We start from the raw sequence: 12,617 nt of genomic DNA, 5'->3' as shown, positions 1-12,617 counted from the left end.
GTGGGGAAGCTGCGTGAGGATCCGCAGGTGCATGTCCAGGCGTAGGGCTGGGTGCGGATGTCGTCGCGGGTGGCGGTGGCAGTGGCTATGTAGGGGTGTTCACGATTAGGGCTGACCAGATGCGTCCGACTCCTTTGAAGATCGCTTCCCGTCCGAGCGGTGATCGTTTCCCGGCTGGGGCACAGGCCGCCTATGAGAGGGACGTGTCGTGCCGGCTGTCGCAGGCGTCATCTCGTAGGTGCAGCCGGCGGAGGTCTTGCAGTGCGGCGACGGGGAAGGGGTGCTGCACCCACTTGGCTCGGTATCCCTCTTCGCCGTGGAGTCGCAGCACTGACTGTGCAGATTCGACGATGGCGTGGCTCAGGGCGCTTCGGTTTTGCCTTGAGGTCCATACGAGCGTGCCGTCGGCGTCGTTTGCATCGAAGCTCGCTGACATGTCCGGGAAGCGGTAGATCCTGATGTCCACGTCCGGCCCCAGGCCTCGAAGGACCCACCTGACTTCGGCCGGTTCGAGGTCGAAGGAGAACCGGTGGATGGGGTTGGGGCCGTAGAGGCCCGCAACGCCGTGAAGCAGGTCGGCAAGGGCATCGGTGAGGTAGCTGACGATGTCCTTGCGTTCCGAAGAACCGTCTGCGATGCGGCACGTTGCCCAGCCGGATCCGCTGAGTTCCCAGCTGAACCGGAGATCAGTCATCGTTCTCTTCCTCCCCCGTCTTGTCGGTATTCGTCCAGCAGTCGGAAGAACTCCTCGATCGGGGTGGAGTCGTGAGGCGTGGTGCGTTCGATCTCGGCGGCCCAGCCGAGGGAGCTGGGCATCCCGCGACGCTCGTGAAGCCATTGCGTAAATCGCTCTTCGGGCCAGAAGTCGAAGGGTTCGTCGATCGCGTGCACGCCGAGCGCGACGCGGTAGCCGGTGAGGAACGCCTCCAGACGACGGAGTGAGCCACCCGGCAGCCACATGTCGGGCCTCAGTCGGATCTGGTCCAGGAAGTCGTACACGTCCGTGCAGTCCTGCCAGGGTTTGACGGTGCTCTGCGGGCGATCCTCAATCGGCATGAGGTGAGCCTACGGGACGGGCAGGAGTGGTCTTTCGGCGGAGGAGTGCAGACGCAAGGCAGGCGAGCGCGGTCGTTTGGGAGCATCTGCGGTCACCGTCTGCGATCTTGTTACGGATCGCCCTACGTTTGGCTGGGGCTTCCACTGCCGTGAGGTCCAGGTGTCGGCTGGGTGAAGGCAGGGCCGCGATGGTGTCGCTGTTCGAGCGTCTGGATACTGAAGAGGCCGTTGTGCGCGGGGAGTTGTCCGCTCTTCGCGAGAAGGCCGCGGCAGCGGAGGAACGGCTGGTCCACCTGACGATCACACGCGAGACTCTGCGTTCCCTCACAAGCGGTGACCACACCGTCGACGGCGGCAACGAACCTAGGCCGCAGGAGCAGAGCCCGGCAGGCGTCGCGGATCCCGTGGACGCGTCGGCCCCCGACGTGTCGCCCGATGATGTCGCGGATCCAAGCGGCACGCCCGGCTCGTCGGGTCCGTTGGAGTTGGCGGTGGCCCGCGAGCGGATGCTGGTGCTGCTGGCGGGGGCCGGGCGGGCGATGAAAGCGCAGGACATCGCCGCAGCCATCGGCGAGGACATCTCGGATACCTCGAACGGACGGAGGGTGGAGACGACGCGGTCCCGATTGAAGGCACTGGTCAAGGAGGGCCGGGTTGTGGAGGACCCTACGGCCTGGTTCGCGATCGCCCCGGCGGCTGCCAGGAACGAGCAGGAAGGGGCCACCATGGCGTGAGTGTGGCCGCGAGCGCGCGGCACTGAAGAGTGGCACCGCCGAGGGTTCAGCTCGGCGGTGCCGGATTGCGTGACCGCCCAGCTGAGGGTGGCTTCCGCATGCCCGAGCGTAGTAGAGGCATTCTCCGCTCGGCGTCCGGAGCCATGCTTTGAACTGCCGGGAGAACAGTACATCGGTGAGGTTGATGGACAGGACGGCGGCGCGGTAGCGCGGCGGGGGCGGGTCCTGCCAGCGGGCGCCGAAGGAGTCGATGAACACGTCGTACACGGGTGTCTCCAAATTCGGGACTGCAGTGGAAGGGAACAGCGCCGGAGCGGACAGGGCTTGGCCGACGGCGGTGCGGATGCGGACGGGCCCGTACGACGCGGCGTCGGCCGGGCCCGGAGGCGGTGTTCGGGTGGATGCTGCTGTTCAGTGGCAGCGGCTGCTCGATCCGTGGTGCTGCTGCTTGGAGTGCGGGTTCGGTTTGCCGACGCTGCCGTGGCCGTGGCCGCCGGGGCCGGGGCGCTGCACCGCCGACAGCGCGGCGGCCGGCGTGAGCGCCCTGTCGTCGCAGTGCCGGTCGCGGCGGTCCGTACAGGCAGCCGCCGCGGGGACAAGGAGTGCCAGGGTGACCAGCACGGGCATGGCGCGGGTTGGGAAAGTCATGGGCAGAGCGCCTTTCGCTCAGCAGGGGTGCCGTGCCCGTACGGCGGTGGGCACGGCACTGGGCAGTGGGCGGGTCAGTGCGGAGCGGGACTGTCGGCGATCACCAGGAATTCGTCGGTGTCCCGGTTCATGACGACCCGGGCGGGCCGGCCCTGGGCGCGCTGTTCGGCGGCGTATTCGTCGGCCGGCCACGAGCCGCGCGGGTGAGCGGCGGGGAAAGCTTTGAGCACGGTGCGCTGCACAAAGGGGGCGGTGGTCATCGCTGGCCACCGCCGTTTTCGTAGGCGTCGATCAGGTCGGTGATGGCGTCGGGGCTGTCGGCCTCGCCGACCCATGTGCCGGTCACGGTGAACACCGGCACGGTGTCCCGGTCCGCGTCGAACACGGCCGCGTAGCCGCTCCATCGCTCCAGCACCAGGTCGTACAGGACCGGGGCGGGGGCGGCTTCCAGGACCTCCAGGGCGTCGACGGTGAGCCGGGCGGGAGCGGCCGGTCCGTCGGCCCGGACGGCGGTGCCGGTGACACGGAGCAGGTCGCCGGGCTGGATCTCGCTCAGCAGGACGTCGGTGATGCGCGGGTCGCTGGTGGTGCAGGCGTACACCGTGTCCGGGGTGTCGGGCGCGATCCGGTCCGCGTCGGCGGGGGAGTGGATCAGGTCGAACGTCGCGGTGCCCCAGCTGGTGCCGGGGGCCGGGACCGCGTCGACGTAGCCGTCGACCGCCAGGTGCGTGGCATCCATCAGTCGGCCTCCTCCTGCGTCTTCGCGTCCTGCTGGGCGGCGTCGTACGCCTTCAGTACGGCCCGGGAGGGCAGCCCCCAGTCGGCGACCTGGTAGCCGGCCGCCCGGGCCCAGGTGCGGATCGCAGCGAGTTCCTCCGCGGACCGCCGGCGAGCGGCCGAAGGCGGCGCGCCCGTCTCCTCCGTGTCCGGGGCAGCAGGCTTGCCGCTCTTCGCCTGGCGCAGTGCCTGACGAGCTCGCGCCAGCTCGGTTTCCAATCGGTCGACCTCGGCCTCGGCCGCCTCGACGGCCTGTTCGGTGGTCCGGCGCTGGGCGAGGTCGGCCAAAGCGGTGTGGGCCCGGGCGGCGAGCGCCTGGACGGTCTTGGCGTCGTGCTGTTCACCCCAGGCCAGCAGCGCTTCGAGCGGGGAGCCGTCGACGGACGGCGGGGCGTCAGCGCCGGAGGCGACCGTCGGCGCCGGTCCATCGGTGGTGCCTGCGGCGGCGGTGTGCCGGTGGGCGGCGGCGAGTTCGTCCGCGGACAGGCCGAGCGTGGTGCGGACGTGCTCGGGGTCGTCGCCGTTGTTGAGCATCGAGGTGGCGACGGCCGTGTAGGTGGTGGGGGCTTCGGTGAGCATCGGGTCTCCGGTCGGGGTGGCGTCGGCGCGGGGGAGAAGGGGGAGGAGCCGCACGAGGTCGTCTTCGGTGCTGGGCAGTCCGAGTGCGCCCAGCAGGTCGGCGAGGTCGTCCTTGTCGCGGGTGTGGCGGGCGACCAGCACCGAGGCGGCGCTGTGCTGGCGGGCGCTGAGGGGGTTGATGTCGAGGGCCTCTGCGTCGAGGGCTTTGCGCATGTCGGTGAACATCTCGCTGGTCTCCTACGCGGCCGTCGTACGGGGCGTGCGCCGGGCGCCGTCCAGCAGCAGGTCGTAGTTGCGCCTGCGTTGGGCGGGGGTGAGCGGTGGCGCCTTCGGGTGGCGGTGCCACAGTGGGGAGGCGGGCGGCTCGGGGTAGGCGAGCGCGTGATCGTCGCGGATGGTGCTGTCCATGAGGGCCTCCGAGGGGAGGGTCAGGCGTGGTCGTCGTCGCGTCGGCGGCTGGTCTGGAGGTCGGAGGCGAACCGGCCGAGGCGGGCCTCGGCCGGGTGCTCGGCGATCCAGTTTTCGCCGCACGTCTTGTGCACGGGCTCCCCGTAGTGGGAGCGCAGCGGCGTGGGCCTGTCGCACAGCACGCAGGGGCGGTCCTGCCAGTGGTCGAAGTGCTGGCTGTCGCGCCATTCGAGGAGGCCGCCGGGAGCCGGGATCAGACCCGGTTCGAACAACGGCTTCTTCTTGCCTCGGGTGCGGGTCACGGCCGGAAGCCGGGCACCTGCTGAAAGACGCGCTCCAGCAGGTCGGGTGACGGTTTCCAGGGCACGACCTGCCCGCGGGCGGGGACCGGCAGGGGCAGCTCTGTGACGTCCGCGAGCACCAGATGCCAGGCACCCGGGTGCGCCCACGGCGAGCAGGGCGGCTGCCCTTCGGGGTCCTGGTGGCAGTCGGTGATCCGGGCGATGCCGACCACCGCACCGGTGACCAGCTCGCGGCCGCCGACCGTGCGGGCGACCAGCGGGATGCGCAGGGCGGGCTGGTCGAGGGTCTTGCTGGTGTGCAGCAGCACCCAGCCCGGCCGCCACCGTGCGGGCCGGTTCTCCACCGTCTTGGCACCGGCGAGGATGCACGCCGCGTACGGCTGGCGGATGCTGATGCCGCGGATCCAGTCGCCCTTCGGCAGGGGCACGGCGGTCATGCGGCGTGCTCCGGCCGTGCGGCGCCCCGCCGTCCGGCGCGGCGGCCGTTGACGGTCTCGGTGTAGGCGTCGGCCCGCGACGCGCAGTACGGGAACATCACCTTGCCGTTCTTGACCTGGTACATGGCCGTGTCCGCGCCTCGCAGCAGGCGGCTGCACGGCTCGCCGGGCAGGTCCGCGGCGCGGGCGATGCCGACCGAGACATCCATGCGCAGGGTCAGCCGCTCGTACCGCAGGGGCTGCTGCAGCTGCGCGCGCTGCGCGGCGAGTTCCGCCAGGGCCGAGGCGGGCGGCAGGGCCGCGGCGAGCGCGAACTCGTCGCCGCCCAGCCGGGCCGCGAGTGCCCGACGGCCCGTGGACCAGCGGGCCAGGCGCCGGCCCAGAGCGCGGATAACGGCGTCCCCGGCGGCGTGCCCGAAGCGATCGTTGACGCCCTTGAAGTCGACGCCGCCCAGCATCACCACATGTACGGCGCCGCGGCGTCCGGTGCGCAGAAGCCGGTCGCCGTACGCCAGAAGCTCATCACGGCCGGGCAGCCCGGTCAGCTGGCACTTGCGGGCCGCGGCCAGGCGCCGGTGCAGGGCCACGGCGTGCAGGGACCAGCCGGCCACCGGCACGGCGGCCGTGGTCACCAGGAGGGCGTGCTGCCCGAAACGGGGCCGCGCACGCAGGATGGAGTCCATACTGGGGTTCTCCCTCCCGTCTCACGGGATGGTTGGGCCCGGGGCAGGCGAACTGGTTTGGACGCCTTGAGCGCCTGTCCCGGGGCGGAGCTACAGCTCGAGGTCGCTGACACGGCCCCAGGTGTAAGGGGTGTTCCAGCGGCCAGCGGTCGCTGCTTTCCAGTCGGGCTCCCAGCCGGGCCGGTAGCCGCGGGCTGCCCAGCCATCCGGCCGCCCGCGCGGAATCCCGCCTCCGGCCTGCTGTGCGGTGCGGGCCGCGTCGTAGACCTCGTGCGCGATCCGCAGGGCGGCGCTGCGGCTGTCGGCGGGGCCGGTGAAGACGTGGACACCGCGCAGGCTCGGCTGGCCGGTGCTGCGTATGGGGACGTCGACCTCGAAGTAGGGCAGGGGCATGACGTCCATCTCCCTTCGTGGCTCATGTGGGCGAGGTGCCACCGCGACCGCCCCGGCCCCAACGGTGCGGGACGGGGCGGCACGGAGCGCACTCAACGCACGGCCATCAGACCGCCGCGATGGCGTCGCGCAGGCGGATGCGCGCCCGCGCCAGGAGCAAGCGCGGGTCGCCTTCGGAGCTGGTCAGCGCGTCCGTGAGGCAGGAGGCGGCGGCGTCCAGGTCCTCGCCGGCCTCCTGCAGATAGCCGACGCTCGCGGTGACCAGGACATCGCGAACCCGTTCGACCAGGTCGATGAAGCCGCTCGCGGTGAGGGCCTGCGGTGCTTCCTCCGAGACGAGCGCGGCGAGGTCGGCCGCGAAGCAGTCGCTGAGCGCGGCGAAGGTGTTGCTGTCGTTCTTGGCCGTGCCAGCCCACTGGGACACGGCATCCGCAACGATCTCGACGTGGTCGAACGCGAGGCTGGGGAGGGCGTCCAGGGGCCACCAGCGGGCGTCCACGGCGTCGTCTGCCGCGGTCGGCGAGACCGGCGAGGGCAGGGTGGCTGTGTAGGCGACCGTGACGTACCGGCCGCGGGGGTCACGGCCGGGGGCGTCGTAGGCGCCCACCTGCCACAGGTCGGCAGCCGGGACCGTAATACCGCACTCTTCCTCCAACTCGCGGGCTGCGGCGGTCAAGCTGGTCTCTGCCTTGTCCACCTCTACGTGGCCTCCCGGGAGCGCCCAGCAGCCGGCGTACGGATCCCAGCGCCGATTGATCAACAGGACATGCCCGGCGGCGCGCAGGACGACGTCGGCGGTGAAGTGAAGCGTCTCGGCGACGATGTCGGTGTCGGTGTCGGTGTTCAAAGTGCCTCCTGGTCTCGACCTGATGAGGGAAGAGTTGTGCTCCGGAGTGGCCGGGTGTGATGGTCGGCGGCCGCCCAAGACGCTTCGACGGCCGCCGGCCCTGTGGGCGGCAGCGGTGGTAGGGCTGATTGCGCAAGCAGCTCGGTCAGCTCGTGGCGTCCTGGTCGTCGTCGGCTCCGGCGAACCCGGTTTCGCACAGGAAGGCGTCGTCATGCCGCACGCCTTCGGGCCACAGCCCCGAGCAGGGGCGGTTGTCGAGAATCACGTGGCCGCTGTCGGCGAGCAGGTAGCGAACCCAGGCGAAGGGCCGTTCCTCGAGCGGCACCGGGTGGGCAGCGAGCCCGAAGGCCCATTCACCGGTTTCGCCGATGGGGGTGTGGGTGCTGGCCGAGCGCGCCGCAGGGACGGTGTGGCCGTGCTCGTCGGTGGTCTGGCCGATCGTGCCGATGGTCACCGGGATGTAGCACTGCGCGCAGAAGCAGTGTGCCTTGCGCTGGCTGCCGCGGGGGTGGGCGCCCCAGCGCGGCCAGTGCCCGGTTCGCGGGATCCATCCGTCGCGGCGGGCCCGGCGCACGGTCTTTCGGCAGGAGAGGCAGAACTTGGCCGGTGCTGCACCACCATGCTTGGCGATCATGCGGTGGTAGAGGGCTCGGGTGGGCGGCATCCGCCAGTAGATCCAGTCCGCGCCGTATCCCCAGCCGGGGCGCCCCCGGCTGTCGGTGCGCGGGAGCATCTCCGGGCCGGTCGAGGCGTCGAAGGCCAGCTCGTACAGGTCGTTGTCATGGTCCGCTTCCCGGGGCCATGCACCGTGCGGTAGAGCGGCGGCGATATCGGCCGCGGCCGCCTCGGCCCGTTCGCGGGTGTAGTAGGTGAACGCGGCTACTGCGTGGCCGTCGGGGGTGGAGATGTGCCAGGACTGTGCCTCCTCGGTGGCGGGGCCCTGGCAGTACGGGCGGGTGTGGTCCGGGTACGGCTTGTGCCAGTTGGTGTGGACGACCAGGCCCGTGGGCTGGAGCCAGCCCGCACCGGGCTCTTTCGCGACGCCGTCCGGTTCGGCGGGGGTGAAGGCGACCTGGACCGGTTGCGTCGGCAGTGTGCTGCCGACGTCGACGGGAACGGTGCCCGTCCCATCGGGTGTGAAGGCGTCGTCGGGGAGGCGAGGACGCTGCCATACGGCACGCTGGGCAGGCATGGTGGTGGAACTCCTTCTGACAAGAGGGGGTGAGGGTGCTCCGGGGCGGCCGGGTGTGATGGCCGGCGGCCGCCCCGGGCGCTTCAGTGACCGCCGGCACGGTGGTCGACGGCCTCAGGAAGAGCGAGGTGCTGCTTCCAGCCGCGTGCGGCGCTCGGTGGTGCGCCAGCGGTCTAGAAGGGCGGCTCGAAGCTGTCGTGCGCCGGGTCGGCGTAGCTCGCAGCGCGGATGCGCAGCTGGTCGTCGCAGGCGACGGGTGCGCCGGGGGCGGTGTCGAGTTCTTCGAGCATCACGATCAGCGCGTCCTCGTCGGGGATTTCCGCGTGGAGGTAGGTGCCGCAGGCGCAGGGCGTGATCAGGGTGAGGGTGTGCTGTGCCTCGCCGAGCTGGTCGTGGCGCTGGGTGGCGTGCAGCCACCAGCCGTGGACGCCGTCGGCGGAGCCGAGGTAGGTGACCGCGCACGCCGTGTACGGGGGATCGTCGACCGGCGGGTAGCCGGTCCAGGACATGGGGGCGACGACAGCGCCGAGGGTGTCGGGGAACGAGCCGGTCAGGACGGCTTCGGCGGCCAGGACGGCCTGGAAGGCGGCCGCCTCGCCGCGCTCACGCTGGCGGCTTATGAGGTCGAAGTTGTCCACGCGCCGGCGCAGGGCGACGATCGGGGCCGTCGTCTCGTCGGCGGTGCGGTCGTGCCGGGCGGGGCGGTGCAGCTGGACAACGGTCATGGGCCGGTCTCCTGTCGGGGAAGGTGCTGGCGGGTCTGCCCGCTTCCCGTGCCGCCCGGCCCGGGAGGGGCTGGGCGGCACGAGGAGTCATCGGGGCTCGGTCGGGGAGGGGCGTGGCTGCCGGCCGGCTGGTCCATGAGGGCCAGGAACTCGATGCCGAGAGGCACGTCGGCCAGGATCACGCGGAGATCGAGGCGAGGCCGTCGCGCTCGATCGGGTTCAGCCGGTCGGCCAGGGCGTGCGCGTCGTGGTGAGCACCGACGGTCTGGAGGTAGTCGGTCTCGGTGGTCGCGGTGCGGTGGGCGCCGCACTGGCCGCAGCGGAATCCGGCGTGGTCCCAACCGCCATCGGGCTGTGCGGGATCGTCGGTCACGCAGAGAGCTCCTTCGCGCAGGCGGCCTCGTCGTCACTGGCGTCGGGGCTGCCGTGAACGGTGCAGACGGTGTCGTGGGGGTGCGCGGTCAGGAGGTCGTTGACCGAGGAGACCGGCTCCCACGCGGGGGCGTCGCAGTCGTCGTCGACCGGGCAGGCCACCAGCAGGTCGAAGCCGAAGGTGCCCTCGCCGTCGATGTCAGTGCGCAGCGCGAAGACCAGGTGGTCGGGTCCAAGGCGGATGTCGCCGATACGGTCGCCCCGGCAAGCTGCGAGCCGGTGCGCCAGCGCCACAGCGGCAACACCTCGGGGCCGAAGAAGCGGCGCACCATCAGGTCGCCCAGGCCGTCGCCGCCCCGCCGAGCTCCGCGCGACGGGTGTCGCTGGCACGGTGCAGCAGCGGCTCCAGGCGGTGGACGCGATCGGCACAGACCACGTGGTCGAAGCCCTCGCTGCGCAGGTTCGGGGCTGCGGCGACGGCTTCGGCGTGCTGGCGGCGTACGACGTCCCGCGGCACGCGCGGGTTTGGCGGGGCGGACCGCGTTGCACGCCAGGCAGCCCCGAAGCGGCGTGGTCACCAGGAGAGCGATGGTGGCAACGCCGTAGCCGCGGGCGAACTGCACGATCTGCGCGCGGGCCGCGACCTCGGCGTGGCGTGCCCCGTCAAGCTCTTCTGTTCAGAACTTCTGAAGGTTCGCCTCGGAACGCTCCTTCGCGATCACTAGGCTGTTGTCATGGTTGAGGGCGAGAGCGCGGCGGTTGTTGAAACTGATGTCGATGACATGGGCTGGTCCAACACTCGTGCATGGGTGGAGCAGAACTTCCGTCCCGGGGACCGGATTCGTTCTGTGGAAGCGCTGCGTGGGGGATGGACGTCACAGATGCGCCGCCTTGATGTCGAGGGAGAGGGCAAGCAGTACTCCCTCGTGCTCCGGTCATTCGTAAGACCGTTCTTCGTGAAGCACTCGCTGGGGTTGCTCACGCGGGAAGCGGACGTCCTCCGGCTGCTCGCGGACACGGCCGTGCCGGCCGCTCGTCTTCATAGTGTTGATGCGGCAGCTGAGCACTGCGATCATCCGTCTCTGCTGATGTCGTCGCTGCCAGGGAACCTCAGGCTGGACGGAGAGGACATCGGGCGAAGGACCGAGCTTCTTGCCCGGCAGCTCGTGATGATTCACGGGTTGCTCGTTCCGGAAGGATCCCGGCCACGCACCTATCAGGCCTGGACCAGTCCAGAGCAGGTGCGGCTTCCCGAGGCCCCGAAACGACCGGAGGTGTGGCAGCGTGCCGTGGATGTGATCCGCCGTCCGCCCCCGGCTTACCGGCCATGCTTCCTCCACCGTGACTTCCACCCCGGGAACGTGCTCTTCACCGGAGAAGGAGCCGGTCTGACGATCACCGGTGTCGTGGACTGGGTGGAGACGTCCTGGGGGCCCGCCGACCTGGATGTGGCCCACTGCTCCACTGCACTCGCCCTGCTACACGGAGTGCCCGTCGGCATGCAGTTGGCGGGTCGTTACATCGCAGCCGGTGGGACGCTCAGCGACAACCCGGCTGACCACCTGTACTGGCGCGTGGTGGATGCACTGGCCTTCGCACCGGACGCGGAGAAGGTCGCCGAGCCCTGGCGCAAACTCGGGAGGGAAGACCTGACGCCGTCTGCGCTGACCCAGCGCTTGGAGGACTATCTCCAAGCACTCTTCAGCCGGTACGGCTGAGGACTCGCAATCAGTGGCCTCCAGCGGCCTGTCTTGGCATCAGCGCAGTGGGTGAAAGCTCATTCGCTCGGCGGGTGAAGTTGGGCGAACTCGTCAGCGAGCAAGCCCATCATGACGACGTCATGATGCTGACCCGCAGAGAACACTTGGTCGCGGAGGCGACCTTCTTCAACGAAACCGAGCCGCCGTTGGAACGCCAACGACACCTCATTATCTGCGAAGACCCGGGCTCCACACTTGTGAAAGCGCCGCTCGTCAAACATGAAGCGCAGCAGCATAACCACGGCTTCCGACGCGTAGCCTTTGCGCCGATGGCCAGCTTCCATCGTGACGCCGTACTCGAACCAGCCCGCACGTGGATCAGCGTGGTGCGAGCCAACAGCACCGGCTATCTTCCCCGTGTCGACGGCTTCGATCGCCAACCCGAAGCAGTCGCCATCGGGCTTGGCAGCGGCCTGCTCTTTCGCCCAGGCACGGAAGCCCTCCGCAGAACGGGGTGGGTTGAGCAGGTCTCCCAACCGCTCCTCGTCCTCGGCGAAGCGCATGAATGCGCTCCAGTCGTCGGGCTCGATACCGCGCAGGCGTACTCGTTGACCAGTCCAGAACGATGCCATCCCCTATTTGATCACGTTCTAGCGCGCGAGGTCCAGACTTTCCGGCGACATCAAATTGCCTTTGACCTGGTATTTTGTGGGGTCTGAGCGCTTACTGCACCTCCTCAAGATTTTGAGCGGGGGAACGTGATCACGCTGCCGGAAGTGGGTGCGATTGGTGCTGGATTGCCCCTTTCGCGGGTGAGGACGGCGCTGGCTAGGGCGAGCCTGGTCACCTGCTGACGGAGGTCTTCGATGGTCTCCGGAGCGTGGGAGGACGACTACCGAGCCCGGGTACGTGGGCTGCCGGTGCGCACCGCAGTAGACGACCTGCACGAAGCGCTCCGCGGAGCCGCCGCCACGCACGGACGCATGCTCGCTGTGCGGACACTGTGTCAGAAGCTGCCCGTGCTCTCGCCTGCGGAGGCCATCGAATACGTGAGCGCGTTGCTGGACGGTGACGCCCCCGCGCCTTGTGGCTGTCGCCAACAAGGAACTCATGGAGCCTGTCAACCCGGTACTTGCCGTGACGGCCCTTCGGAGTGGTGCGGTGGCTCGAGGCGGTCAAAAGCCCGACGGATGACTGGAAAGCCAGTCGGCCACCGCCGCTTCCGACACGCGGTCGGCCGCCGATGATCGACGAGGCCAACTACCGTGAGCGCCGCGCGGTCGAGTGCGGCATCAATCGCCTCAAGAGGCGCCGGGGGGCCACGAGGTATGACAAACGCGCGGTCCGCTGACGAGCGACCGATGATCCGAACTCGTCGATCACACGTCGGCAAGGATTGCGGCTCTCAGCCGGAGGTACTCCTCGACAGCAACGGGCACATCGTCGAAGTAGTCCTCCCAGAGGCCGGCGCGCTGCCATTCACGCGGTGCCAAGGTCAGCCTGCCGTCCTCCAGCCCTGCGACCCAGCAGCCCGGCATTCGACTGCTGACGACCAAGAACATGGCTGCGTCCCAAAGCCCTGGGCTGTCCCGGTACTCCGTGGTGTCGAGCCGCTCAGGGATACGGAGCAGTACTCGGTTCGCGGTAGTGAGGACCTCCAGCACCGGGTACTCCGCTCCGATGCGGATGGAGGGGTGATCGGTCATGGCCTCCCCAGTCGCCGGGCTGACGATGTGAATGCAGCGGACGATCATGCAGATAGCC

At 69.8% G+C, this 12,617-nt stretch carries 21 protein-coding genes and 1 pseudogene; 3 read left to right on the top strand and 19 right to left on the bottom strand.

Annotation, left to right across the window (positions count from 1 at the left end; translation table 11 throughout):
• Nucleotides 1-190: 190 nt before the first annotated feature.
• Both ACZ53K_RS42170 and ACZ53K_RS42165 read right to left on the bottom strand, forming a co-directional pair.
• The gene (locus tag ACZ53K_RS42170) at nt 191-694 is read right to left on the bottom strand and encodes a hypothetical protein (RefSeq protein ID WP_468848312.1); all 504 of its coding nucleotides are present in this window, start codon (nt 692-694) and stop codon (nt 191-193) included.
• A complete protein-coding gene (locus ACZ53K_RS42165) occupies nt 691-1,056 on the bottom strand; it encodes a hypothetical protein (RefSeq protein WP_468848310.1) in 366 nt (121 codons plus the stop codon). Before ACZ53K_RS42165 ends, ACZ53K_RS42170 begins: the two co-directional genes overlap by 4 nt.
• Nucleotides 1,057-1,244: 188 nt before the next feature.
• Between ACZ53K_RS42165 and ACZ53K_RS42160 the strand changes: the two genes are divergently transcribed.
• Nucleotides 1,245-1,790 carry a hypothetical protein gene (locus tag ACZ53K_RS42160; RefSeq protein ID WP_468848307.1) on the top strand — a complete coding sequence of 182 codons (546 nt, stop codon included), beginning with the start codon at nt 1,245-1,247 and terminating at the stop codon, nt 1,788-1,790.
• 411 nt (nt 1,791-2,201) lie between these two features.
• Here ACZ53K_RS42160 and ACZ53K_RS42155 read toward each other — a convergent pair whose 3' ends face one another.
• The 15 genes from ACZ53K_RS42155 to ACZ53K_RS42085 all read right to left on the bottom strand — a co-directional run bounded on the left by ACZ53K_RS42155 (nt 2,202) and on the right by ACZ53K_RS42085 (nt 9,670).
• On the bottom strand, nt 2,202-2,438 hold the full coding sequence (locus ACZ53K_RS42155; protein WP_468848305.1) for a hypothetical protein: 237 nt from the start codon (nt 2,436-2,438) through the stop codon (nt 2,202-2,204).
• A 74-nt stretch (nt 2,439-2,512) separates the two neighbouring features.
• Nucleotides 2,513-2,698, bottom strand: a complete 186-nt coding sequence (locus tag ACZ53K_RS42150; RefSeq protein WP_468848304.1) for a hypothetical protein — start codon at nt 2,696-2,698, stop codon at nt 2,513-2,515.
• Complete coding sequence (locus ACZ53K_RS42145; RefSeq protein ID WP_468848302.1) at nt 2,695-3,177, bottom strand: hypothetical protein; 483 nt, start codon at nt 3,175-3,177, stop codon at nt 2,695-2,697. The genes ACZ53K_RS42150 and ACZ53K_RS42145 overlap by 4 nt, the downstream gene beginning before the upstream one ends.
• Complete coding sequence (locus ACZ53K_RS42140; protein ID WP_468848299.1) at nt 3,177-4,019, bottom strand: Lsr2 family DNA-binding protein; 843 nt, start codon at nt 4,017-4,019, stop codon at nt 3,177-3,179. Before ACZ53K_RS42140 ends, ACZ53K_RS42145 begins: the two co-directional genes overlap by 1 nt.
• 12 nt (nt 4,020-4,031) lie before the next feature.
• On the bottom strand, nt 4,032-4,202 hold the full coding sequence (locus ACZ53K_RS42135; RefSeq protein ID WP_468848296.1) for a hypothetical protein: 171 nt from the start codon (nt 4,200-4,202) through the stop codon (nt 4,032-4,034).
• 20 nt (nt 4,203-4,222) lie between these two features.
• Complete coding sequence (locus tag ACZ53K_RS42130) at nt 4,223-4,504, bottom strand: hypothetical protein (protein ID WP_468848294.1); 282 nt, start codon at nt 4,502-4,504, stop codon at nt 4,223-4,225.
• Nucleotides 4,501-4,941, bottom strand: a complete 441-nt coding sequence (locus tag ACZ53K_RS42125) for an ASCH domain-containing protein (protein ID WP_468848291.1) — start codon at nt 4,939-4,941, stop codon at nt 4,501-4,503. Before ACZ53K_RS42125 ends, ACZ53K_RS42130 begins: the two co-directional genes overlap by 4 nt.
• Nucleotides 4,938-5,624 (bottom strand): GGDEF domain-containing protein, encoded by a 687-nt coding sequence (locus tag ACZ53K_RS42120; RefSeq protein ID WP_468848288.1) that lies wholly within the window; start codon nt 5,622-5,624, stop codon nt 4,938-4,940. Before ACZ53K_RS42120 ends, ACZ53K_RS42125 begins: the two co-directional genes overlap by 4 nt.
• A 90-nt stretch (nt 5,625-5,714) precedes the next feature.
• Nucleotides 5,715-6,026: a hypothetical protein gene (locus tag ACZ53K_RS42115; protein ID WP_468848286.1), complete on the bottom strand. Its 312-nt coding sequence runs from the start codon at nt 6,024-6,026 to the stop codon at nt 5,715-5,717.
• Between the two features lie 97 nt (nt 6,027-6,123).
• Entirely contained in the window at nt 6,124-6,864 is a 741-nt protein-coding gene (locus ACZ53K_RS42110) for an NUDIX domain-containing protein (RefSeq protein WP_468848284.1), read from the bottom strand.
• Nucleotides 6,865-7,009: 145 nt separating this feature from the next.
• Nucleotides 7,010-8,056, bottom strand: coding sequence for a hypothetical protein (locus tag ACZ53K_RS42105; RefSeq protein WP_468848282.1), 1,047 nt, complete (start codon nt 8,054-8,056; stop codon nt 7,010-7,012).
• A gap of 173 nt (nt 8,057-8,229) precedes the next feature.
• On the bottom strand, nt 8,230-8,781 hold the full coding sequence (locus ACZ53K_RS42100; protein WP_468848280.1) for a hypothetical protein: 552 nt from the start codon (nt 8,779-8,781) through the stop codon (nt 8,230-8,232).
• 178 nt (nt 8,782-8,959) lie between these two features.
• The gene (locus ACZ53K_RS42095; protein WP_468848277.1) at nt 8,960-9,154 is read right to left on the bottom strand and encodes a hypothetical protein; all 195 of its coding nucleotides are present in this window, start codon (nt 9,152-9,154) and stop codon (nt 8,960-8,962) included.
• On the bottom strand, nt 9,151-9,447 hold the full coding sequence (locus ACZ53K_RS42090; protein ID WP_468848274.1) for a hypothetical protein: 297 nt from the start codon (nt 9,445-9,447) through the stop codon (nt 9,151-9,153). Before ACZ53K_RS42090 ends, ACZ53K_RS42095 begins: the two co-directional genes overlap by 4 nt.
• A 37-nt stretch (nt 9,448-9,484) precedes the next feature.
• The gene (locus ACZ53K_RS42085; RefSeq protein WP_468848271.1) at nt 9,485-9,670 is read right to left on the bottom strand and encodes a hypothetical protein; all 186 of its coding nucleotides are present in this window, start codon (nt 9,668-9,670) and stop codon (nt 9,485-9,487) included.
• A 217-nt stretch (nt 9,671-9,887) separates the two neighbouring features.
• On the opposite strand from ACZ53K_RS42085, the gene ACZ53K_RS42080 reads away from it, so the two are divergent.
• Entirely contained in the window at nt 9,888-10,871 is a 984-nt protein-coding gene (locus tag ACZ53K_RS42080) for a phosphotransferase family protein (protein ID WP_468848268.1), read from the top strand.
• 59 nt (nt 10,872-10,930) lie between these two features.
• On the opposite strand, the gene ACZ53K_RS42075 is transcribed toward ACZ53K_RS42080, so the two are convergent.
• Nucleotides 10,931-11,485 (bottom strand): GNAT family N-acetyltransferase, encoded by a 555-nt coding sequence (locus ACZ53K_RS42075; RefSeq protein ID WP_468848266.1) that lies wholly within the window; start codon nt 11,483-11,485, stop codon nt 10,931-10,933.
• A gap of 599 nt (nt 11,486-12,084) precedes the next feature.
• On the opposite strand from ACZ53K_RS42075, the pseudogene ACZ53K_RS42070 reads away from it, so the two are divergent.
• A pseudogene (locus tag ACZ53K_RS42070) lies at nt 12,085-12,204 on the top strand (IS5 family transposase); the annotation flags it as partial.
• A gap of 28 nt (nt 12,205-12,232) precedes the next feature.
• On the opposite strand, the gene ACZ53K_RS42065 reads toward ACZ53K_RS42070, so the two are convergent.
• Nucleotides 12,233-12,617 (bottom strand): hypothetical protein (locus tag ACZ53K_RS42065; protein WP_468848263.1); only part of this gene is annotated, 385 nt, incomplete at its 5' end.

This window comes from Streptomyces sp. NPDC033221 (assembly GCF_055577005.1).
This window is presented reverse-complemented; position numbering and strand designations above follow the sequence as displayed.